The sequence below is a fragment of the Paraburkholderia sp. D1E genome, assembly GCF_052682275.1.
In genome coordinates this window covers 759,875-780,937 of the sequence record NZ_JBQYMB010000001.1, presented here as the reverse complement: position 1 = coordinate 780,937, position 21,063 = coordinate 759,875, and the positions used below count along the sequence as shown (strand labels likewise).

General features: G+C 63.3%; 20 protein-coding genes. 13 read left to right on the top strand and 7 right to left on the bottom strand.

Translation table 11 applies throughout. From position 1 onward, the window contains the following. The first annotated feature begins 21 nt into the window (after nucleotides 1–21). On the top strand, nucleotides 22–333 hold the full coding sequence (locus ACUN0E_RS03675; RefSeq protein WP_063500369.1) for a hypothetical protein: 312 nt from the start codon (nucleotides 22–24) through the stop codon (nucleotides 331–333). Here the strand turns inward: ACUN0E_RS03675 and ACUN0E_RS03670 are convergent. After that, entirely contained in the window at nucleotides 317–790 is a 474-nt protein-coding gene (locus ACUN0E_RS03670) for a GlcG/HbpS family heme-binding protein (RefSeq protein ID WP_445565692.1), read from the bottom strand. The genes ACUN0E_RS03675 and ACUN0E_RS03670 overlap by 17 nt on opposite strands. Before the next feature lie 121 nt (nucleotides 791–911). Here ACUN0E_RS03670 and ACUN0E_RS03665 point away from each other — a divergent pair, with 121 nt between their 5' ends. Then, the gene (locus ACUN0E_RS03665; RefSeq protein WP_445565691.1) at nucleotides 912–1,805 is read left to right on the top strand and encodes a LysR family transcriptional regulator; all 894 of its coding nucleotides are present in this window, start codon (nucleotides 912–914) and stop codon (nucleotides 1,803–1,805) included. Nucleotides 1,806–2,444: 639 nt separating this feature from the next. Continuing rightward, nucleotides 2,445–2,900 (top strand): hypothetical protein, encoded by a 456-nt coding sequence (locus ACUN0E_RS03660; RefSeq protein WP_445565690.1) that lies wholly within the window; start codon nucleotides 2,445–2,447, stop codon nucleotides 2,898–2,900. A gap of 28 nt (nucleotides 2,901–2,928) precedes the next feature. On the opposite strand, the gene ACUN0E_RS03655 is transcribed toward ACUN0E_RS03660, so the two are convergent. Then, a complete protein-coding gene (locus ACUN0E_RS03655) occupies nucleotides 2,929–3,393 on the bottom strand; it encodes a DUF3455 domain-containing protein (RefSeq protein WP_445570370.1) in 465 nt (154 codons plus the stop codon). On the opposite strand from ACUN0E_RS03655, the gene ACUN0E_RS03650 reads away from it, so the two are divergent. Next, nucleotides 3,344–3,502 carry a hypothetical protein gene (locus ACUN0E_RS03650; RefSeq protein WP_445570610.1) on the top strand — a complete coding sequence of 53 codons (159 nt, stop codon included), beginning with the start codon at nucleotides 3,344–3,346 and terminating at the stop codon, nucleotides 3,500–3,502. The genes ACUN0E_RS03655 and ACUN0E_RS03650 overlap by 50 nt on opposite strands. 160 nt (nucleotides 3,503–3,662) lie before the next feature. Here the strand turns inward: ACUN0E_RS03650 and ACUN0E_RS03645 are convergent, their stop codons facing one another. Next, nucleotides 3,663–4,406, bottom strand: a complete 744-nt coding sequence (locus ACUN0E_RS03645) for an SDR family NAD(P)-dependent oxidoreductase (protein ID WP_445565689.1) — start codon at nucleotides 4,404–4,406, stop codon at nucleotides 3,663–3,665. Between the two features lie 138 nt (nucleotides 4,407–4,544). Here ACUN0E_RS03645 and ACUN0E_RS03640 point away from each other — a divergent pair, with 138 nt between their 5' ends. The 3 genes from ACUN0E_RS03640 (at nucleotide 4,545) to ACUN0E_RS03630 (ending at nucleotide 8,325) form a co-directional block, all read left to right on the top strand. Continuing rightward, the gene (locus tag ACUN0E_RS03640; protein ID WP_445565688.1) at nucleotides 4,545–5,432 is read left to right on the top strand and encodes an AraC family transcriptional regulator N-terminal domain-containing protein; all 888 of its coding nucleotides are present in this window, start codon (nucleotides 4,545–4,547) and stop codon (nucleotides 5,430–5,432) included. Nucleotides 5,433–5,618: 186 nt separating this feature from the next. Continuing rightward, a complete protein-coding gene (locus ACUN0E_RS03635) occupies nucleotides 5,619–6,770 on the top strand; it encodes a peptidyl-alpha-hydroxyglycine alpha-amidating lyase family protein (protein WP_408334215.1) in 1,152 nt (383 codons plus the stop codon). A 232-nt stretch (nucleotides 6,771–7,002) separates the two neighbouring features. Further along, nucleotides 7,003–8,325: an MFS transporter gene (locus tag ACUN0E_RS03630; protein ID WP_445565687.1), complete on the top strand. Its 1,323-nt coding sequence runs from the start codon at nucleotides 7,003–7,005 to the stop codon at nucleotides 8,323–8,325. 115 nt (nucleotides 8,326–8,440) lie between these two features. On the opposite strand, the gene ACUN0E_RS03625 is transcribed toward ACUN0E_RS03630, so the two are convergent. Further along, nucleotides 8,441–9,778: a TAXI family TRAP transporter solute-binding subunit gene (locus tag ACUN0E_RS03625; protein WP_445565686.1), complete on the bottom strand. Its 1,338-nt coding sequence runs from the start codon at nucleotides 9,776–9,778 to the stop codon at nucleotides 8,441–8,443. A 216-nt stretch (nucleotides 9,779–9,994) separates the two neighbouring features. Beyond that, a complete protein-coding gene (locus tag ACUN0E_RS03620) occupies nucleotides 9,995–10,705 on the bottom strand; it encodes a response regulator (RefSeq protein ID WP_445565685.1) in 711 nt (236 codons plus the stop codon). A 377-nt stretch (nucleotides 10,706–11,082) separates the two neighbouring features. Here ACUN0E_RS03620 and ACUN0E_RS03615 point away from each other — a divergent pair, with 377 nt between their 5' ends. From ACUN0E_RS03615 to ACUN0E_RS03600, 4 genes are all read left to right on the top strand, one after another. Next, entirely contained in the window at nucleotides 11,083–12,996 is a 1,914-nt protein-coding gene (locus ACUN0E_RS03615; protein WP_445565684.1) for an SPFH domain-containing protein, read from the top strand. Nucleotides 12,997–13,072: 76 nt separating this feature from the next. Further along, the gene (gene hflC / locus ACUN0E_RS03610) at nucleotides 13,073–14,131 is read left to right on the top strand and encodes a protease modulator HflC (RefSeq protein ID WP_445565683.1); all 1,059 of its coding nucleotides are present in this window, start codon (nucleotides 13,073–13,075) and stop codon (nucleotides 14,129–14,131) included. Beyond that, nucleotides 14,128–15,297 carry an SPFH domain-containing protein gene (locus tag ACUN0E_RS03605; RefSeq protein ID WP_445565682.1) on the top strand — a complete coding sequence of 390 codons (1,170 nt, stop codon included), beginning with the start codon at nucleotides 14,128–14,130 and terminating at the stop codon, nucleotides 15,295–15,297. The genes hflC and ACUN0E_RS03605 overlap by 4 nt, the downstream gene beginning before the upstream one ends. Then, entirely contained in the window at nucleotides 15,294–17,327 is a 2,034-nt protein-coding gene (locus ACUN0E_RS03600) for a heavy metal translocating P-type ATPase (RefSeq protein WP_445565681.1), read from the top strand. The genes ACUN0E_RS03605 and ACUN0E_RS03600 overlap by 4 nt, the downstream gene beginning before the upstream one ends. Here the strand turns inward: ACUN0E_RS03600 and ACUN0E_RS03595 are convergent. Both ACUN0E_RS03595 and ACUN0E_RS03590 read right to left on the bottom strand, forming a co-directional pair. Next, complete coding sequence (locus ACUN0E_RS03595) at nucleotides 17,314–17,988, bottom strand: Vgb family protein (RefSeq protein WP_445565680.1); 675 nt, start codon at nucleotides 17,986–17,988, stop codon at nucleotides 17,314–17,316. The genes ACUN0E_RS03600 and ACUN0E_RS03595 overlap by 14 nt on opposite strands. Nucleotides 17,989–17,997: 9 nt before the next feature. Next, nucleotides 17,998–19,218, bottom strand: coding sequence for a helix-turn-helix domain-containing protein (locus ACUN0E_RS03590; protein ID WP_445565679.1), 1,221 nt, complete (start codon nucleotides 19,216–19,218; stop codon nucleotides 17,998–18,000). A 131-nt stretch (nucleotides 19,219–19,349) separates the two neighbouring features. On the opposite strand from ACUN0E_RS03590, the gene ACUN0E_RS03585 reads away from it, so the two are divergent. Both ACUN0E_RS03585 and ACUN0E_RS03580 read left to right on the top strand, forming a co-directional pair. Continuing rightward, nucleotides 19,350–20,120 carry a DUF899 domain-containing protein gene (locus ACUN0E_RS03585; protein WP_445565678.1) on the top strand — a complete coding sequence of 257 codons (771 nt, stop codon included), beginning with the start codon at nucleotides 19,350–19,352 and terminating at the stop codon, nucleotides 20,118–20,120. Nucleotides 20,121–20,128: 8 nt separating this feature from the next. Continuing rightward, the gene (locus tag ACUN0E_RS03580) at nucleotides 20,129–20,974 is read left to right on the top strand and encodes a DUF2182 domain-containing protein (RefSeq protein ID WP_445565677.1); all 846 of its coding nucleotides are present in this window, start codon (nucleotides 20,129–20,131) and stop codon (nucleotides 20,972–20,974) included. Nucleotides 20,975–21,063: the final 89 nt, after the last annotated feature.

Below are 21,063 nucleotides of genomic sequence, written 5' to 3'. Positions count from 1 at the left end.
ACGACAACGTGGAGCCTGCACATGGACGTGAGCACGGAAACGCTGGTGGAACTGCTGCGGGAAGTCGAAGCCGACGACCCGATCGACTACGCAGACCTTCCCTTTGGAGAGCAGGAACTCAGGCGCCTTGTCATGAGTTCACTCGTTGAGCGTCACCACCTGGTCGAAGCAGGCAACATGTCGATCTCCGACATTCATGCGCTGTATCTGCTGAGCACCGCCAAGCTTGTTCTCGAGAACACGGTGCTTCACGCGAGGCTGCTGCTGCTCCAGGGGCAACAGGTCGACGTGCAGTCGCTGTTGGCGCCATTTACCCTTAAAGGCAAGCCTTAAATCCGGTAGCCGGCTCGGCCAGCGGCAGCGCATCCGCGCCGGCCTGGGCGACCTGCGCGTCCTGGTCGGAACGCATTCCCGACACACCTATCGCGCCGACCACGGCGCCGTTGCGAATCAGCGGAATGCCCCCATCCAGCGGTACGAGATTATTCATGCCGAGCAGGCGCAGGTGGAGGCCGCCTTGCGCGATTGCATCTTCGAAAATGCGCGTGGGACGCCGGAATCGCACGGCTGTTTCGGCCTTCTGTCTCGCGACGTCGTTACTGCCGAGTTGCGCGCCATCGAGCCGCTGCTGAAGCACCAGATGCCCGCCGCTATCCACAACGGATATGACCATAGGCCAGCCGTGACGTATGGCCTCTTCTTCGGCCGCGTGCGCGACCTGGCGTGCATCGTCGAGATTGAACCGGTCGCTGTATTTCATGGGCATGCCATTCTCGTTTCGTTGTGTCATGTGTCGCCTCCTATGGGAGCCTGTTGGATATCAACATGGCTAGAATGTACGGCGACGATTCGCTCCCGCATAGCTGCACGAGCCGTCAGACATTCTTCCAGAAAACGAGAGAATCACTGGCATGAACAAAGACGAATACGAAGTGCTGTTAGCGATTCTTGACGAAGGAAGTCTGACAGCGGCAGCGCGATCGCTGGGCCGGACGTTACAGTCGGTGAGCCGCGCCATTGCAGCGCTCGAGCGTGAGTTGAACGTGACCTTGTTTCACCGGACGACACGCCGTGTGCAACCCACTGCGGCATGCCTGAAATTCGCCGCGCGAATTCGACCCGCACTGGGAGAAATCAACGCAGCACGTGACGAACTCGTCGACCAGGTCACGCAATTGCGCGGCAGTATTCGCGTTGGTGCGCCAACGGCATTCGGCGCTGAATTTGTCTCGCCGATTCTTGCGAAGTTTTTGGCGATTCACGAGTATGTCAGGGCCGAACTGGTGCTTGCCGAGCAGCATCTCGACCTTGCGAAAGCCGACATCGATCTCGCGGTCCGCCTTGGACGTCTGCCGGATTCGAACTTACGCGCGAAACAGGTGGGTACGTTGCGGCGGGTGGTGTTCGGCACACCGGACTATTTCGCCGCGCGCGGCTATCCGGCCCATCCGTCCGAACTTGCCGCACACGACTGCATCCTGCGTCAGCACGCCCAGCACGAGACGTGGACATTCAATCGGGCAGGGGGCGCAGTTGAGATCACGGGGCGGTTCCGGTCTACAAACGCGCTGGCGTGCAACGCGGCGGCCGCGGCCGGAGCGGGCATCGGCCGGGCGCCGATCTTTCAGGTGCAGACACTGCTCGATGCTGGGCAAGTGGTGACGGTGCTGGATTCGTTCGAGCCTGAACCCGTACCTGTGCATCTGGTGTGGACGGCGGGGCGCACGACTCCGCGGCGCATTCGCGCGTTGATTGACTTTCTGGCCGCTCGGCTTGTTTCGGGAAAGGGCGAAGACGCTATCTGAAGGCGTGACCCGCGAGGATCGCGTTGTAGCTGCGCCTCACCGCGCGTGGATCATCGGATGAATCGCGTCCGCCTCGATCGCAAAGGGAACTAGCTCGTTGCCGACAAAAAGCTGACAACTCCGGACGAGAAAATTGCCTCTCCCGAGGCGAATGTTCCATCACATCGCACTGTAATCCCGCGTGGCTGCGGGCGCAGAGAAAGCCCGCGGCGTTCGGACCTTCCCGCCCGTATTTCGCGGCCGTTCAGCACGGATTGTTTTTTCGCATTAGCATACGAAGGATGCCCAGTGCCGTTCGGCGGAGTGAATCCCCGGACCATTGCCGCTGGACGATCAATGTGTGCGGACTACGCAGTCATCCCCACATCAACCTATCGCAGGCTCAGACTGCGAACCTGCCGTTTGACGTGTTTTCAGGGCGAACGGCTGTCATTAATCCAATCATTTCGATTGAACGAATCGTTGGTTAATATGAGGAATGTACGCACATCATTGATAGTCGGAGTGCTTTTTGTCGAGTTGGTATTCGGCGCTTTTTTACTGTTACAAAAAAGCCATCGGTCGGCAGCCGACACTGACGTCACGACAAACGGCTCAGTGGAATTGGCCTCGGCTTCCCCACAATTGGGTGACACCCATGTGAGCGCGGGAAGTGTGGTTGGCGCAGCGCCGCTCTCCGGCAACGCGGCGACCGGCTCCGGGCAGTCGACGAGCGGGGCTGTGGTGACGGCATCCGACTCGCCAGTTAAAGGCGTCGAACAACTGCCACGGCCGGTCACGCGGCCACGCGAACCGGTCGCCGCTCATGGTTACGCTGAATCGAAGACCGACCCAGCCCTGCGAGCCGAAAGCAGGGGCGACAGTCTGCATCGTCATGGCTTGAATCCGGCCGCCTCCGCGATGACGGATGAGCTGGTCAAAGAGTCCGCCGGACTCGACCCGGCATTGCCGCCCCCGCCGGTCCAGAGCAGCCGTAACGACGTGTACCGTCAGGGCTTGAATCCGGTTGCGGCTGCCATGACGGACCAGCTAGTCAAAGAGTCGGCGAAACTCGATCCGGCACTGCCGCCACCGAACCAGCCCAACGTGAAGTAAGCGCACGACGCGAAGCGTGGGCTGCTTGCTACCGGTAGAACACGTAGTCCGCGAGATAGGGCGAACTGCCGGCTTCATGTTCCGTCGAACACGGTGCCGTTGGCGCTAAGCCGCCGACGGTATGCACGCGTTGCACATATCGCACCGCTGAAAGCGTACCGCTACCGGACGCGCTATGCGTTTCGAGCAACAGCTGCGGTATGCTCGCCCGGGTTTCGCTGGGCTGCTGGGCAAGCACGCGGCCCACGATCCGGCTGCCGTCTTCCGCTTCCCAGGACGGCCCTGCGCCGTGCCGGACCGCAGCGTGGCCGCTCGCGTCGTAAAGTGTTGCTTGCGGACTCTTGAACACCCATGCCAGACGATGCTGCGCATCGAATTCACACGAATAGTTCTGCACGCCGGACGCCGCGAGTGTCATTACGCGCTCGGCTTGGGGTGGGTCGATGGATGCACTCGACGAACTCGTGGGTGGCATTGCACACGCGGCTAGCATTGATACGGCGATGGTTGCGAAGCTTGCTTGCGAAACATTCCTGAGCATGGATATCACCTCGAGTGACGCGCGGCGCGTGGCGGTTTCGGCCGTTGAGTACGGCCGGTGAACCGGATAGTCAGGATAGTACGCGTACTAGCGTGTCATCGCGCAAACCACGCACAGCCGCGTACGCCGGCTGTGTGCCAATGTTCATTCCTTGCTGGACATACTGGGTGTCCCACTTGATATTGGCCGGACTGGAACCGCCTGCATAAAAAAGAATTCGATCAGATGATGTAGCCGCCGCCGACTTCGATCGACTGTGCGTTGATCCAGCCATTGTCGTCGGACAGAAGCCCGGCAATGACGCGGCCAACGTCGTCGGGCTCGCCGATACGGCCGAGCGCTGTCTGCGATGCGAGCATGGCTTCGAATTCATCGTTGAGGCCGCCGCCGAGTTCGGTTCGAATCGCGCCGGGCGAGACAGCATTGGCCCGGATCTGCCGCGCTCCGAATTCCTTCGCCATGTAGCGGGTCAGCACCTCGAGCCCACCTTTGAAGGCTGCATAGGGCGCAACGCCGGTGGTCGCCACGCGGGTCGTTGCGCTCGTCACGTTGACGATGTGGGCGCCGTTCGCCATCAAGGGCAACAGTGCCTGGGTCAGGAAGAAGGGCCCTTTGAGATGCACGTTGAGCAGATCGTCGAATTGCGCTTCAGTCACCGTCTCGATCGGGCTGAAGAGGCCAAAGCCGGCGTTGTTCACGAGGCCGTCGAAGTTCGTGCGGCCCCAGCCTGCTAGGAGTACACGTTGCACGTCCTCGCGGAATGCGTCGAAGCCGCCAACCTCAGCGACATCGAGCTTGAGCGCCACGGCTTGACCGCCGCTTGCCTCGATGTGCGTGACGACTTCCTGGGCCAACGCCGGCGCGCTCCTGTAGGTCAGAATGATACCCATGCCGTGCTGCGCGCACTGGATGGCGGCGCTGGCACCGATGCCGCGGCTCCCGCCGGTGATGAGAGCGATCTTCAATGTGTTTCTCCGTGACGTGATGAGGTTCACGTAGATTAATTCGTGAAGACGATCACGGGCTCGTCCGATCCTGCTGGAACCTTGCCTATTTCTGCTTTTCGCTTGCCAAGCCTTGGGCGCTCCTGTCGAATAGCACCCATGAAAGAACAGCTGAAAGAAATGCGCCGGCTCGCGGCGCATGCCCAAAACTGGCGAACGGAGACCGGCATCCCGCGCGTGGCGATGGTGCAGGGCGCGGTTCCCGCGGCGGCGCTCGCGGCTGTCTATGAGCCGATGGTCAACCTGATCCTTCAAGGCAGGAAGTCGATCACAGTCGGCGAGCGCACGCTCGACTACGACCCGGCCACTTATTTCGTCATGTCGATCGACCTGCCGGCTGTGGGCACAGTCCATCCGGCCGATACGGGGGAGCCTTATCTGGCCGTCGCGCTGACGCTCGATCCGGCGATTGTCGCGATGCTTCTGGCCGATATACCGGCACCCTCTGGCGGTTCGACGTATGACAGCGGTTTTTCAGTGGCCTCGGTTACGCCCGAGTTGCTGGATGCGTGGGTTCGCATGCTGCGTCTGATGGAGCGGCCCGCCGACATTGCGGCGCTGGCCCCCGCCTACGAGCGGGAAATTCTCTACCGTGTTCTGCAAGGCCCGCATGGCTGGATGTTGCGCGACATTGCGACACCCGATACGGCGCTGGCGCGCGTGAGTCTCGCCATTCATTGGATTCGGCACAACTTTGCCGAACCGCTCAGGGTCGAGTCGCTGGCGGACATGGCCGCCATGAGCGTGTCGGTCTTTCACCGCCATTTCAAGGCAGTGACCGCGTTGAGTCCGCTGCAGTATCAGAAGCGGATTCGCTTGCTGCATGCGCGGGCGCTGCTGATTGCGGGAGGAAAAAATGCGACGTCCGTTGCCTTCGGTGTCGGCTACGAGAGCGCCACGCAATTTAGCCGTGAATACACCCGCTTCTTTGGCCTGCCACCCGCCCGGGATGCTGCACTGAGGCGGAACGCAACGCGTGGCGAATGAGCGCAATAGCCGGTTCCGTCCCGCGTCCAGACCTGTCGGTTAGCCCGAAGCCGATCGGCCACACCCACTCGGTGTATCCTCCGCGTGTAAGACCTACTGCGCCTGTTATTCGGACATGCCGTGTACATCGGCGCGAAAACCGACAACGTCGCTGTCCCGCACAGCGAGCGAAAGGGAGGCAAGCCAATGAACGACCAGCAGTCGTACTCCTGTCTATGCTGTAGCGATTCCCCGAGCGCTGTTCTAAGCCGGCGCCGCTTTCTCACCCTGGCGGCCGAAAGCGCTGCGGCGCTTGCCCTCTTCCCCGGTCTCGCCTACGCAGAGTCTGTCCCGAGCATCGCTTACGAGTCGGTTCCCAATCTGCTGCGTCTCCCAAACGACGTCTATCTCGGCGAGTGCTCCGGCGTGAGTTTCAACTCGAAGGGCCATATTTTTGTGCTCTCGCGCGGCAACTCGATCGGGCCGGCCTACGGCGCGGCTGCGGCCCAGCTTCTCGAGTTCGCGCCGGACGGTCGGTTCGTCCGCGAGATCGGCCACAACCTGTACGCCTGGTCGTTCGCACACACGGTCAAGGTCGACCGGCACGACAATATCTGGGTGACCGACAAGGGTTCCGACATGGTGATCAAGTTCACCCCTGAGGGACGCGTAGCCATGGTTTTTGGCCGCAAGCAGGAGGCGGCAGACGAGGAAACCGGTCCACTTAAGCATCCGAATCCGCCTTTGCCATCGGAGCCGGGTCGCTTCAGGCAGGTTACGGATGTCGCGTGGGACAGTGCGGACAACACCTATATCAGCGACGGATACATCAACTCCCGTGTGGCGAAAGTCGACAAGGACGGCAACTGGCTCAAATCGTGGGGCGACCGTGGCACCGGTCCGGGTCAGTTCCATACGCCGCACAGCATCGCCGTCGATGCCAAAGGTCTCGTCTACGTCGCCGATCGCAGCAACCGCCGCATTCAGGTTTTCGACGGCGAAGGCAATTTCCAGCGGCAGTTCACTATCGACGTACCGGTACCCCCTGGCGCTCAACCCGCGATCGGCAACGTGCCGGACGAAGCCACGATAGCCGCCGGCACTTTTGCACCAGGCTCACCCTGGGCGATCTGCATTTCTCCGGGCCCGAATCAGGTGCTTTACAGTTCCGATGCGTTTCCGGGACGCATCTACAAACTGACGCTCGAAGGGAAACTGCTTGGCGTGCTGGGGCAATCCGGCAAGCAACTGAAGCAGTTCGGCTGGATTCATCAAATGGCCTGTCCGTCTGAGAATGTGCTGTATGTCGCCGAGCTTCTGAACTGGCGAGTGCAGAAGCTCATGCTGCGCCCTTCATAGCCTGGGTAAGCTGATTAACCCGGGTGACGCCGCGCCCGGTTTTCGTCTCTACAGGCTTGCGCCGATAACGTAAACGCTATCGGCCCATCCGGTTTCCTCATTGGAGTCGGTGCATGCCCGTCCGTACACTTGTCGCTCGGTGCGTGCAAGCGAGCATTGCGTGGCGCATTGCTACAAGACGCCACCGACGATGATGAGTGGCCACCTAAGGCCATCTGGACGGAGACACGATTTGGACAAAGACATCATTCCCGTATCGGCAGCCGCGGCGCAGCCCGCTCGCTTCAATTATCGCTGGCACGTTCTGATCTGGCTGATGATCGGCGGGATCATCAATTACATGGACCGCGCAAGTCTTTCGATCGCCGCGCCCGGCATGATTCACGAGCTTGGTCTGACACGCACGCAGATTGGTCTGCTGGGGAGCGTGTTCGCGTGGACCTATGCGGTGATGCAATTACCTGCGGGCTGGTTGATCGACCGTTTCGGTGCGAAGCGTGCGTATGCGCTCGGCATGATCTGGTGGAGCGTTGCGACCTGGCTGACCGGCGTAGTGGGTTCGATCTCCGGCTTGCTCGTGATGCGTGCGTTGCTCGCGGTGGGCGAGGCACCGTGCTGGCCGACCTCGGCGAAAATTACCGCGGCGTGGTTTCCGGCCAAGGAGCGCGGGTTCGCGACGGGCGTGTGGGATTCGTCGTCCAAGTGGGGACCGGCACTCGCGCCCGCCATGCTGGTTGCGTTAATGGTTGCGTTCGGCTGGCGCTCGCTATTTCATGTGACTGGCGCAGTTGGGATCGCGTTCGCCCTCCTGTTCCTGTTGCTGTATCGCAATCCGGTCGACAGCAAACGTCTGTCGAAGGACGAGCTCGCCTACATCGAAGCGGGCGGCGGCGGTCACGAACGGTCGCTCGCGACCTCCTCACTCAAATGGCGTTCGCTGTTCGGCCGCCGCAGCGTGTGGGGCATGATCCTCGGCTACTTTTGCACGATCTGGCTCTGGAACATATTCCTGGTGTTCTTGCCGCTCTACCTGCTCGACCGTTTTCACATTTCGTTCGCGCAACTTGGCGTGGTCGCGGGCATTCCCTGGGCTGGCGGCGCGCTGGGTGAAATCGCGGTCGGCTATCTGGCGAAGAAGATCGTGGATCGTCATCTCGCGTCGGCGATCGATGCGAAGCGGCTATTGATCGCGTGGTGCTCGGCAGGCGCGGCTGTGTGCGCGATCGCGTTGCCGTTCACTCATGCGCTCAGCGTGACGCTCGTGCTGTTTACCGTCGGCCTCGCCTTCATTGCGGCCGTAGTCGGATCGGCATGGGCGCTCGCGGCGGATATCGCGCCGTCGTCGATGATTGCGTCAGTGAGTGCGATCCAGAATTTCGGCGGCTACTTTGGTGGGGCGTTCTCGCCCGTCGTCGCGGGCTTTATCGTCGACCGCACCGGCTCCTATGCGCTCGCGTTCATCTCCGGCGGCATCATTGCCGGATGCGCGGCGCTGTTCTACTGGTTCATGGCCCGCCAACCGATCGTCGACGATGCCGCCGCGCCGGTGGGCTGATGCAGGCCGGGGCATGAGGGCGCCGCGCTCAGTTCGCAGTCAGCGCGGTGCCTGGCTTCGCTTCGCTGTGTCGGGACCGCTGCGCCCGACCTGAAGGCACACCCTCACTGCGCCGCTATTGCTTCCTTGCTGCGCGGGAAATTCGGTCCCGGACTACGCCTATCGCCTGTTTGAGCGCGTAGACGTCCTGGAAATAACGCTGCGGCATCCGGATCTGATTGGCATGCGCGTCGATGTGCTCGATCTCATCCCGCCATTGCGCAATCTGGTCCGGGGTGGGATGGCTGTTTTTCCATATCTCGTCTTCGAGTGCTTTGATCTCGCGATACCAGACCACCAGGCGTTTTTTTATCCGCGCCGCCGCCATGCGCGGCAGTGCCTGTAGCAGCCCCAGCAGTAAAGCCATGAAGGGGAGCAGGATCAATAGACGTCTTTCGATAAAGCTGGCCAGCCAGAATGGCAGGTAGCGCTGCAGGAAGGGGCGCCCCGTTTTGAAGTAACGCTCGCTCTCTTCGGAAAGAGGAAATTCCTCAGTGTTCAGATTCGGAAACACGCCAAGCGGCGTGAAGTAATCTTCGCCGCCATGAACGGTTTTGGCCGCGTCCAACAGCAGGTAGACCAGCGCGGGATGCAGCGTGTCTTTGGCGACGAGCAAAGCGGTGGCGGCGAGTAGCGTGACGTCGGTTTGCGGCAGATCGTTGGCAATGCTGGTCGCGGCACGCGGGAAAATAACCTTGGAGAGCGACGGGAATTTCTGCACCAGTGCATCGGCCTGCGCAAAACTCATCAGTTTGAGATCGCTGTTCAGCAGCGTTGTCTGCATGGGTGCATCGGGCCTGCCGATAAAGAAAGCGGCATCCAGTTGCCCGTTTTCAAGCGCCTTGTAGGACTGGGTTGCGTCCATTTGCAGCAACGCCGTATTGTCCCGCGTGATGCCGCTGTACCCGAGCAATACTTGGGAGACGTTCAAGAGGCCGCTGCCAGGAACACCGATTGAAACCCTCTTGCCGCGTAGTTGCGCCAGCCGGTTGATGGTGGACTCGCCCCGGTAGAACACCCAGATCGGTTCATAGGAGACGGCGGCGATCGTCTTCAGGTGGTCGGTTTCTTTGGGGTTGGTGGTGCCGGACTGGATAAAGCCCACTTCGTAGTCGCTGTTCGGATCCGTCAACCGCTGATAGTTTTCGCTCGAACCCGACGAACTGCGGATATCGAGTTTGATGCCGTCACGCTTCAGGATGGGCGCATAGCGATCTGCAAAGCCGCGATAGATTCCGTTGTCTGCTCCGGTTGTAATGACGATCGTATGCCGGAAGGCGGGTTCGAGTATGACCGCTATTCCCCAACCGAGCACGGCCATCAGCAGTATCGCGCCGGCAATGAGAAGCCGCCGGCGACCCGGTGTCATGGCGGGTTTTTCGTTGCGATGAAGCGCTGGGTTGTGCCTGGGCATTGTTCGCCTCTCTTGTTCGGCGCTGCTTGCCAGGTCTATGCCACGCGCTTAATCGACGCGCGGAAAGCGCCGAGACGGCAGCGTTGTCAAAATTGGCAGACGGCGCCGCGAAGTTCGTCACGTGAAGCGCGGGCCTTGCCGCGCCGCTGGTGGTGTCTAACTGTCTAACAGCCAGCATGGATAATGCAGCGCCTTGAACGCCTTGTCCACATCCGCTCAAGGATGCGCGCCGTCAGGCACGAATACGTAACCATGACTGCGGACGGTCTGGATGAATCGCGGAGAGGAGGGGTTTGCCTCGAGTAGCCTGCGCAACCGCCACACCTGGACGTCGACCCCGCGGTCGGTATGATCGTCTTCCGGGCCGTGCAGTAACTCGAGCAGGCGTTCCCGGGTAAGTGTCCGCATCGGGTTGTTGACGAAGATCTTAAGTAGCGCGAATTCTCCCCCCGATAGCGTGACCCGTTTGTTCTCCATGTTGAGCGTTCGCAGCTGAAGGTCCAGCGTGAACGGGCCAATTCCGACAACTTCAGGTTCGACCCGCGCGGCGGCCGACGCCGAGAGGGTTCGCCGCCGCAATACGGCCCGCATGCGCGCGAGGAGTTCGCGAGGATTGAATGGTTTGCCGATGCAGTCGTCGGCGCCCATTTCGAGTCCTACGATCCGGTCCATGTCGTCGGGCCCCGAGGCGAGAATCACGGGGACCGTGTTGCCCGCGGCGCGTAGTGTGCTCAGCGCTGTGAGGCCATTCACGCCGTGCATGATCTGGTCGAGGACAATCAGATCGGGCGGCTCCCGCTTGATCTGTTCGCCGAGCGATCGCATCTCATGCAGGACGGATACCGCCATACCCTCTCGTCCGAGAAAATCGGCCAGCGAGCCAAGTAGTTCGACGTCGTCGTCAACGACCAGTATTTGAGTTGTCATAGTAGGGAAATCGAACGCATGGGTCGGCAAACAGGGTTGCAGTAACGTTGGCTGCCGCATCACGGTTACCGGGTTTGCCGCGCCGGCTTTCAGTGCCGTCAGGCTGCTCGTGACTCGCGAACGTTGTGCTCCAGCTTCTTTAACGGAGCAAGCAGCCGCAATCCGTCGCCGGATTCTGATTTTTTGCGGATTTTGATTTCCTGTTCTGGCGGCGCGATCGTGACGACGGTTTCAAACGTCCGGCGCGACCGTGCGGGATAACCTTGAGTTTCCTATCCTGGCGCGCTAAATTGCGGCTCGCGGATCATCGCGGTTGTCCTCGGGACGCTGTCCGTCACCCCGTCACCCGGTTTGTAACGTGTTCGCAAGGAATACTGATGTCGGATCGGCCTGCCGGCGAAGGCAACGATTGGTACGAGCGACCGTCCGGGCGTAGCGAAACTTCGCTGACTGGATGGGTCGCCGTGGGACTTGCAGGCCTGCTCGGCGCCCTGAGCCTTTTGAAAACGCTACCCGTCGATCTGCGCTGGAGCGCGGTGCTGGCGAGCACATGCCTGAACGTGTTCGTTGTGACGATATGGCAGGCGGCAATGACACGCACGCCACCTGATCCGGCAGAGGAATCAGGCTGGAAGCGGGGCGTAAGCTTCGTCAGGCAACTTGTCCGGCACGATGCCGAGGCGCCGTCACTGAGCCTCGCAGTCCGGGCTTTCCACTGGCAACCGTGGGGCGTGGCCATTTGCGGCTGCTTTTCCGTGGCGATCGCCGCGACGGCATTGCAGCCCCTTTCACCCGCCGCGTTAGTTCACGCGATGGTCTCGTCGTCGCTAGTGATCGTGAGCGGCGCGGCGGCGCTCACGCTTGCTTTTCTCACGCTCGTCGCCGAACGCTTCTATGCACAGGATGCGGAGCAATCCCATGCCTCGCTATCGGCGTCGCTCGCCGGGATGCTGCGCGTTCTGGTGGTGTGCGCGCTCGCTGCGGCGCTGTCGGCAGCGTGGCTTGTCTATCTGCATACGGCGCTTGATCGGGTGGTGCAGGTCGCGGCGGTGTTCACGGCCGCGATTGCCGTCGAAATGATGATCCGCGCCATGCTTCTGTGGTTCTTCACACCGCACACCGCTGCAAACGCGGCTCAGGTTCCGTCGAGCATCATCGCCGGAATGCTGGGTTATCGCCGCTCGCCGTTATCGTCGATCGGCGCCGAGTTGCATGACCGCTACGGTATCGATCTGCGCCAGAACTGGGTGTTGCGCAGTTTTGTGCGGCTGTTGCCTGTCACCGTCGTGGCGATGGTGGCGTGCGCGTGGTTGCTGACGTCCGTTGTCGTGTTAGGCCCGTCGCAGCGTGCGGTGTACGAAAGGTTCGGTGCGCCGGTAGCGGTTTGGCCGCCGGGCCTTCACTTCGGTATGCCCTGGCCGTTCGGCAAGGCTCGTGTCGTAGACAACGGCGCCGTGCATCAGATCATCGTGTCGGGCGGCGCCGACGACAGCAGCGTCGCCGCGCCATCCACGTCCGCCGACGGCCCGACGCCCGAACAGCTGAATCGTCTCTGGGACGTCCAGCATCCCTGGGATACGAGCCAGGTGATCGCGGGCGCAACCGGCGAGCAGCAGAGTTTTCAGATCGTGAATGCTGACGTGCGGCTCGATTACCGCGTGGGCTTAAGCGATACGGCGGCGCGGGCGGCACTGTACCGGTCGGTCGACCCGGAGAGCACCGTCCGCTCGATCGCCAATCGCGAGGTGGTGCATTACCTTGCCTCGCATACGCTGGAGGCTTTGCTCGAAACGAGCCAAACCGCCATGGCCGAGAGCGTGCGCCGTGCTGTTCAGCAGCAACTCGACCAGCTCTCCAGTGGCATCGAAGTCGTGGCGGTGGTGATTGAGAGCGTGCATCCGCCGACGGGCGCGGCCGCAGCCTATCACGACGTGCAGGCCGCGCAGATTCGCGCGCAGGCGAGTGTCGCCCAGGCGCACGGTTTTGCAGCCGGCGTGCTCGGCAATGCGCAGCAACAGGCACTGGCGGGCGTCGCCCAGGCGAGCGCCCGGGCCGCGGACACGATGGCGGCGGCGCGCGTGCAGCAAATCAATTTCGAAGCCGACACGATCGCATACCGGCTCGGCGGACCGGCTTTCCCTTTCGAGTACTACCTGAGCAAGTTGCAGCAAGGATTGCAGAACGCGCGCATCACGGTGATCGACGACCGGCTGACCGCCGACCGCCGGGCAACCATCGACCTGCGCTCGTTCACCGCGGGCGATTTCGCCGGGATTCCTCACGGCAATTGACGTCCTGGTTGCGTCGTACGCGCATCGCGTAGATACGCACGCCAACTGTCGGCGAAGCTGTTTTTAAGGTGACGATATGAGTTTGTTCCATTCGCATGCAGACGGCCACGGTCATGGGCACGGCCATCATCACGATGGCGGCGATGCAAAGGCCGCGGGCGGCGGTCCGTTCTATATCCGGGTTCTGCTTGCGTTGCTCTGTGTGGTCGTGGCGATCGCGGTGGCGAGTTTCATCTCCGTGCGGGCAGGCGAAGCCTCGGTGATCACGCGCTTCGGTCAACCCGCGCGCGTGCTGCTCGAGCCCGGCCTCGCGTGGCATCTGCCGGCGCCGATCGAAGCGGTGGTGCCGGTCGACCTGCGTTTGCATACGACGTCGAGCGGTTTGCAGGACGTGGGCACGCGTGACGGCTTGCGCATCATCGTGCAGGCGTATGTTGCGTGGCGCGTTGCCGCGGACCCGAACGACGTGCGCCGTTTCGTTCGGGCGGTGGGCAACCAGCCCGACGAAGCCGCGCAGCAAATCCGCTCGTTGCTCGGCTCGTCGCTGCAAACCACGTCGGCGGGTTTCGACCTTGCGTCGCTGGTCAACACGAATCCGTCCCAGGTCCGCATCGCCGCTTTTGAAGACGCGTTGCGCGCTCAGATCGACGCGCAACTGTACTCGGCTTACGGCGTGCATGTCGTTCAGGTGGGACTGGAGCGCCTGACGCTGCCGGCCGTGACGCTCGCGGCCACCGTCAGCCGGATGAGCGCCGAGCGCGAGACGGTGGCCGCGCAGCGTACCGCCGACGGCAATCGCGAGGCGGCGCAGATTCGCTCGGATGCGGACCGCGATGCGCGGCTTGCCGTTGCCGATGCGAATGTGAAAGCGGCGGAGATCGAGGCGCAGTCCCGCAAGGACGCTGCCGCGATCTATGGCAACACCTATGCGGGCAATCCGCGGCTCTACACGATGCTGCGCTCGCTCGACACACTCGACGCGGTGGTCAGCGCCAATACGAATCTGATTCTGCGCACCGATGCCGCGCCGTTCCAGGCCCTGGTGCAGGGCCCCACCGAATTGAGGGCGGACCCTGTGACGCAGTCCGGACCAGGTTCGGCGTCCGCATCGAAAAAAGTCAGGTCCGCGCGATGAGGTCTGACGCCGGCTTGCCGCCGCTCGGCCCGGGCGCCCAGGCAGTGCGACTTTCGTTCTGGTTTGTCGCCGCCCTGGTCGTGCTCGCCGCTTGCGCATGGGCCGGGTCGAACATACGGCGCATTCCGCCTGATAGCCGGGCGGTCGTGTTGCGGTTTGGCTCGTTCGTGCGCACCCAGGATGCGGGCCTGCTGATTGCGTGGCCGCGTCCCTTCGAATCGACGTTGCTGGTGCCAGGCAGTGCACGGGTCCTGGCGCAACGTATCCAGTCGCTCGAACGCGATCCGCGCGCGCGCTCGGCGGATATGAATGTGCCGGAAGCCCCCCTGCCGGCTCAGGAACAAGCCGCCGCCGGGACTGTGATCGGGCCGCAGGATATGCCACCCGGCCCACCGCCCGCGCCGGATGATGTGGCCGGCCCCGGCATCGCGCCGCCGGCTGCGCGGTTGCCCGATGCGCTGGCCGGCTCCGGCTATGTGCTCACGGGCGACAAAGGCGTGTTGCAGTTACGCGCCACGCTGTACTACCGGGTGGTGGATCCCTATGCCTATGTCCTGCAACAAGATCAGCTTGCCGCAGCGCTGGAGCGGATCGTGTCCGCATCGGCGGTCGATGTCGTTGCCCAGCGCGATCTGGATGCGATTCTCGTTGCACGTCCCGAGTTGATGTCGGCGGATCAGCAGGTCGCCGTGAAGCGTGAGCGTTTGCGCGGCGATCTCGCGCAGGAAATCCAACGCCACCTGCGCCAGCTCGATGCGCAACACGCGGGACTCGGCGTGGAAGTCGCGCGTGTCGACGTCGAGGTGGCATTTCCGGCGCCGGCCGTGAGTGCGTTCAATTCGGTGCTGACCTCGTTGCAGGTGGCCGAGCGCAGCATGGCCGAGGCGCGCACGTCCGCTGAAAAGACCCGCCAGGACGCGCAACAGGATGCCGACCGGATCGTGCAGAACGCACAAGCGAACGCCGTTGAGCGCGTCGCCACCGCGCAGGCTAAAACGATGACCATTCAGCAACTGGAAGTGCCGCTGCGTACCAACAGCGATCCCGGGCTTCTGGCGCGCGTGTATCGGGAGCGCGTCCGGTCGATCCTCGCGAAAGCGGCCAGCGTGACAACGGTCGAACCGCACGACACATCGAATCTGATCCTGCCGGGGAACGCGCGATGAGCACGACGGGCGAGCACGCAGTGCACACGGGCGATCACACCTCGCACGCGGACGAAGCGAACCGCATCGAGCAGGGGCGTGCGATTGTGTTGTCGGCCTCCGAGCAACGGGGTGTCACGCAGCAAGTCGCGCTTGCGTTGCTGGCCGGCGGTTTGCTGATTCTGTCGACGGCATGGCACTCCTTCGCTCCGGCAGATGAAGCGCTCGCGCAGGTGCTTGCCGGGCTCGCTTCGCTCGTCGTTGCCGGACCGGTGTTCGCCGGCGCATGGCACAGCCTGAAGTCTCCCAGTCTGCACGGTGTGACTGACCGGCTGATCGCACTCGCCATGCTGGCGGCGTGGGCGGTGGGCGACATGGCGACGGCGGCCTTGTTGCCGATCGTCATGACATTCGGACATGCACTCGAAGAGCGCAGCGTGCTCGGATCGCAGGAGGCGATCCGGGCGCTCGGCAGGCTGACCTCGGGCAAGGTGCGGCGTGTGAAGACGGACGGCTCGATCGAAGACGTGCCGTATCACGCGGTACGGGCGGGCGACCACATCGAAGTCGTAGCCGGTGCGCGGATTCCTGCCGACGGTGTCGTTCAGCATGGCGCGTCCAGTGTCGACAACGGTCCGATTACCGGCGAGTCGGTGCCGCTCGATGTCGAGCCTGGCACGACCGTATTCGGCGGCGCGATGAATCTCGACGGTCCGCTGCGTATCGAAGTCACTCACGCGGGCAAGCAGTCGACGCTCGGCAAGATCATCGAGTTGATGCAACGCGCCGAGCAGGCCAAGCCGCCGATTACGCAGATGCTTGAGCGCTACATGGGCGGTTATTTGTGCCTCGTCCTGCTGATTGCGGCGATTGTGTGGTTCGTCTCGGCGAATGCATCGGCGATGCTGGCCGTGATTGTCGCGGCGTGTCCGTGCGCGCTGGTGCTCGCCGCGCCATCGACAGCCATTGCCGGCATTGCCGTCGGCGCGCGCCACGGCATCCTGTTCAGAAGCGCCGCGTTTCTCGACAAGTTTGCGCAGATCGATTCGCTGGTGATCGACAAGACCGGCACCTTGACCTACGGCGAATTGCGTGTCGAAGACGTGATGCTGGAACCCGGCGCCGACGCGGCGCAGGTTCTCGAACTCGCGGCGCGGCTTGGTGGCAGCAGTGCGCATCCGGTGAGCCGCGCACTGCTGCGTTATGCGACTGAAGCCGGACCGGTCGGCTTCGAACGGACGCCGTTCGAACACGCTCGCGAACTACGCGGGTTGGGCGTTCTGGCGGAGACGCCGGAAGGTGTCGCGGTGCTGGGCCGCTACGGCTTGCTTACGGACTACGTGCCGGCGTTACCGCAACCGCGCCGCGAGATCGAAGGACCGTGCGTCGGTCTTGCATTGAACGGCCGCTTGCTCGCGTGGTTCGGATTTGCCGATGCATTGCGTACGGAAGCGAAAGATGCGTTAGCGGAGTTGCGGGAGCTCGGGTTGACGCGCCAGACGCTGCTGACCGGCGACCGCGAGCCGGTGGCGCGCAAACTGGCAGCGGACACCGGCATTGCCATCGTCGTCGCGCAGGCGCTGCCGCACGACAAACTCGATTACGTCGTGCGGGAAATGGCGGCTGGCTATCATCCTCTCGTCGTGGGTGACGGCCTGAACGATGTGCTCGCCATCAAGGCCGGCCCCACCAGCATTGCGATGGGCGAACGGGGCATCGACATCGCGGTGGCGTCGGCGGATGTCGTGCTGCTCGGCGACGACTTACGTCGCATCCCGACGTGTATCCGCCTCGGGCGGCGCTGCCTGCATACCGCGGCGATCAATGCCGCGATCGGTTTGGCGTGGACTGTCGCTGTGATCGCGCTGGCCGCAACCGGTGTGCTCAGCGCCGTTTGGGTCGCGCTGTTGCACAACCTGGGCACCTTCATTGTGATCGCCAACGCGGGCCGCTTGCTGCGCATGGACGAAGGAGGCCATCTGCCCCAATCCGCGCGAAACGCCGCCGGCAGTCCCCAGCGGGACCACTCGGGTTCGACTACTCGCTCGTAGATTCGGCCTCGGTGGGAATGTCGGCGTCCGGTCTTGGGCGGCGCACGGCTCTCACCTTCCCGCTGGTTCCGCCGCCGCAGAAGAACTGATCGTGACCATCGGATTCGAGCCCCGACACGTATGTGCCGGTCGGCATCTCGAGGCTCTCCAGGACCTCTCCCGTACGGGGATCGATTCGCCTCAATTCGCTCTCGTCATCTTCCCAGGTGCCGTGCCAGAGCTCGCCTTCGTTCCAGGTGACCCCGGTGACGAAGCGGTTGGACTCGATGGTGCGAAGAATCGCCCCGGTTTGGGGATCGACCTGGTGGATCTTCCGGTCTCGATACCGTCCCACCCAGAGCGATCCTTCGGCCCACGTGAGCCCCGAATTACCGCCGCCGCCAGGTGACGGGATCGTGGCGAGCACGTGGCCCGTATCCGGATCGATCTTCTGGATGCGGTCGCCGGCGATCTGGAACAGGTGCTGGCCGTCGAAGGCCGTTCCGGCCTGCGCGGTGATATCGATCGAGCGCCGCGTTTCTCCACTCGCCGGATCGAAGGCGTTCAGCTTGTCTCCGGTAGCAATCCAGACGTGCTGGCCGTCATACGTGACGCCATGCACACTGTCGACACCCGGAAAGGGTCCATATTCACGTACGATTTTGGCGGCTGATCGGTTCATGTTTCCATCCTAATCACTCGGGAGAGGAGCGGGGAGTAACAAAGTCGTCGTGAATCCGGGCATAGGTGGCGTCATCCAGCGTCGCGCCCGCCCGCGACCGAACGACTGCACCTTGCCGGCCGCCGCCAGTGAGTCGAGTGCCCGCTGCATGGTGCGCTGGCTGGCATCCAGTGCAATCGCGAGCGCCGAGCTTGACCACGACTCGCCGTCGGCGAGGAAGGCGAGCACCATCGCGTGCGGTTCTTCGACGGGCCGCGCGAGTACGACAACCTCGCGCGCGCCGTGCGGCATTAGCGCAAAGCCGCGCTTCGTCGCGCTCACGCCGGCCAGCGTTCCAAGCAACGCGCGAAGCCGTCCGATTTCGACTCGCAGCCGCGCGCGATGCGATTCATCGGTGTGCTTCGTCCGGAATGCCCGGGCGATGAGTGTGTCTCTCGAGACGTCTTCGGGCCATGCCTCGGCCAGTGCGCGTGCGAGCGCGAACAGCACCGGCCGCCTCGCGAGCGGGACCACTATGTTTGTTTCACGTACGACATAACGGCACGCGTCGACGACGAGCGCCTTCGACGCCAGTAACGCTTCAACGTCCTCGAGCAGGAGGGGCCGCTCCTCGCCATGCGTAATCAGACGCGCCGCGGGCGTGTTCAGGAGAAGGTGTGCGCTTTCGACCTCCGCCGTCAGCGACGGAATGCCTGCGTGGCGCGCAGCGCGCTCGGCCCGCGCGAGCGCCGCGCGCGCCGTCTTCGTGTCGAGGCGGCGCATTGCGATTCCCGCGACGGCCAGTTCGTGGGCGGCTCTCGATGCGGGAGGGAATGGCGTGGGGTCGAGTTTGGCGAGCAGGCGTTCGGCCTCGTCGAGGCGTCCGATCAACAGCAGGCGCCGGACTTCGAGATACCGCGCATGCGCGGCGTTCAGGCGGTCGCCGTGGGCTTCCAGCGTCGCCCGCGCGGCGTCGAGCGCCTTCGCGGGCCAGCCCAGATCGCGCGAGGCGAGCGCGATTTCGGCTTCGGCGACCACGCACCTTGCGCGGGCCACAGGCGCTTTGGAGCCGAAGGCGCGCGCTGCGCTTCGCACAAGCGCCTTCGCTCGAACGAGATCGCCGAGCTGTGCCATTGCGATGCCTCGCAGAGCGAGCGCAGGCGCGTCGTCGCGCAAGGCGACCCGGTTCAGCGCGCCGAGCGGGTCCCCTGCCGAGAGTGCCCGCGCCGCGGCCGTTACCAGCGAGTCCATGGTCGATTCGAATCCCGCCACACTTGTCACTCCCACCGTTCGGTGCCCGTGACTAATCTAGCACGACCACAAACCAGTTCGTCGTATCGACCTAACTGCACGAACGACGAAGGACTCCCAAGGAGGGAAGCATGACCACGACACATACGACCGGAACACGTGACGCGTGGCTGGCGGCGCGGCTCGATCTGCTTAAGGCGGAGAAGGCGCTGACGCGGCAGAGCGACGAGCTGGTGCGGCAGCGGCAGGCACTGCCCTGGGTGCGAATCGACAAGACGTACCGGTTCGAAACCGATGCGGGAAGCGCCTCGCTGGCCGACCTGTTCAGGGGACGCTCGCAGCTCCTCGTGTACCACTTCATGTTCGGGCCCGACTACAAGGCGGGGTGCCCGTCGTGCTCGGCGATTGCGGATGGTTTCGACGGCCTCGTCGTTCATCTGGCGAATCACGACGTTACGCTGTCCGCCGTGTCGCGCGCGCCGCTCGAGAAACTGAAGACCTATCAGCGCCGGATGGGGTGGACGTTTCCCTGGGCGTCCTCGTACGGAAGCGACTTCAACTTCGACTTCAACATCGCGTTCAGCGAGGCGCAACAGCGTGAAGGAAGCATCGAGTACAACTACGAGCGCGGCGGCCACGCGATGGACGAGACGACACAGGTCCCGGAGCCCGTCGCCCAGTTCGCGGCCACATGCGGAACCGACGCGGCGACGTACACGCGTGACCGGCCGGGCTTAAGTTCGTTCGTACTCGAAGACGGCGTCGTCTATCACACGTATTCCACCTATGCGCGCGGCGTGGACGGCATCTGGGGCATGTACCAGTGGCTCGACCGTGCGCCCAAGGGACGCAACGAGACGGGCGTCTGGTGGAAGCGGCACGACGAGTACGAGAAGCGCTGAACCAGGCCATGGGACACGTGAGCGCAACCGGAGGACGGCAGATGTCGGGGCGCCCGATCGAAGCGCGAGTTTCGCAACGGGTTTTCTTCGGCGTCTCGGTGCTGCTCTTCGCCGTCAGCGCGGCGGTGACGATCATTGGCGCCGCGTCCATGTCGGCGATGGGCGAGATGCCGATGGCCGGCGGCTGGACGATGTCGACGGCGTGGATGCGAATGTGCGGGCAGGCATGGCCAGGCGTCGCGGCGTCCTTCCTCGGCATGTGGGTGGCGATGATGGTCGCGATGATGCTGCCATCTCTGATGCCCATGCTGTTGCGCTACCGCGAGGCAGTCAGCGGGACCAGCGAGAAGCGCCTGGGCTGGCTGACGGTGTGGGTGGGAGCCGGGTATTTCTTCGTGTGGACGGCATTCGGCGTGGCTGTATTTCCGCTGGGCGCTGCGCTGGCGGCGCTCGAGATGGAACTGCCGGCGCTAGCGCGTGCCGTTCCGCTCGCGATCGGCGTGATTGTGCTGATCTCCGGAGCGCTGCAGTTCACTGCGTGGAAGGCGCGTCACCTTGCCTGCTGCCGCGAAACACCGGGGCGCTGCCTGACGTTGGCCGCGGTGCCCGCGGACGCCGCCACGGCATGGCGGCACGGCCTGCGCCTCGGCCTCCACTGCAGCTACTGCTGTGCCGGTCTGACGATGGTCCTTCTCGTTGTCGGAGTCATGGATTGGCGGGCGATGGCTGTCGTGGCGGCAGCTATTACCGTCGAACGTCTTGCACCGCAGGGTGAGCGCGTGGCGCGCGTCATTGGGGGCGGCATCGTCGGCGCAGGGGTGCTCCTGATCGCGCGAGCAGTGGGGTTGGGCTGAGGTCCACGGTTGTCGCTAACCGCTCGTTTTCGCTGGATGGCTTTCGCGGTGGCAGCCGGTCTTCAGTCGCGATCGCGATCTGACGAGCG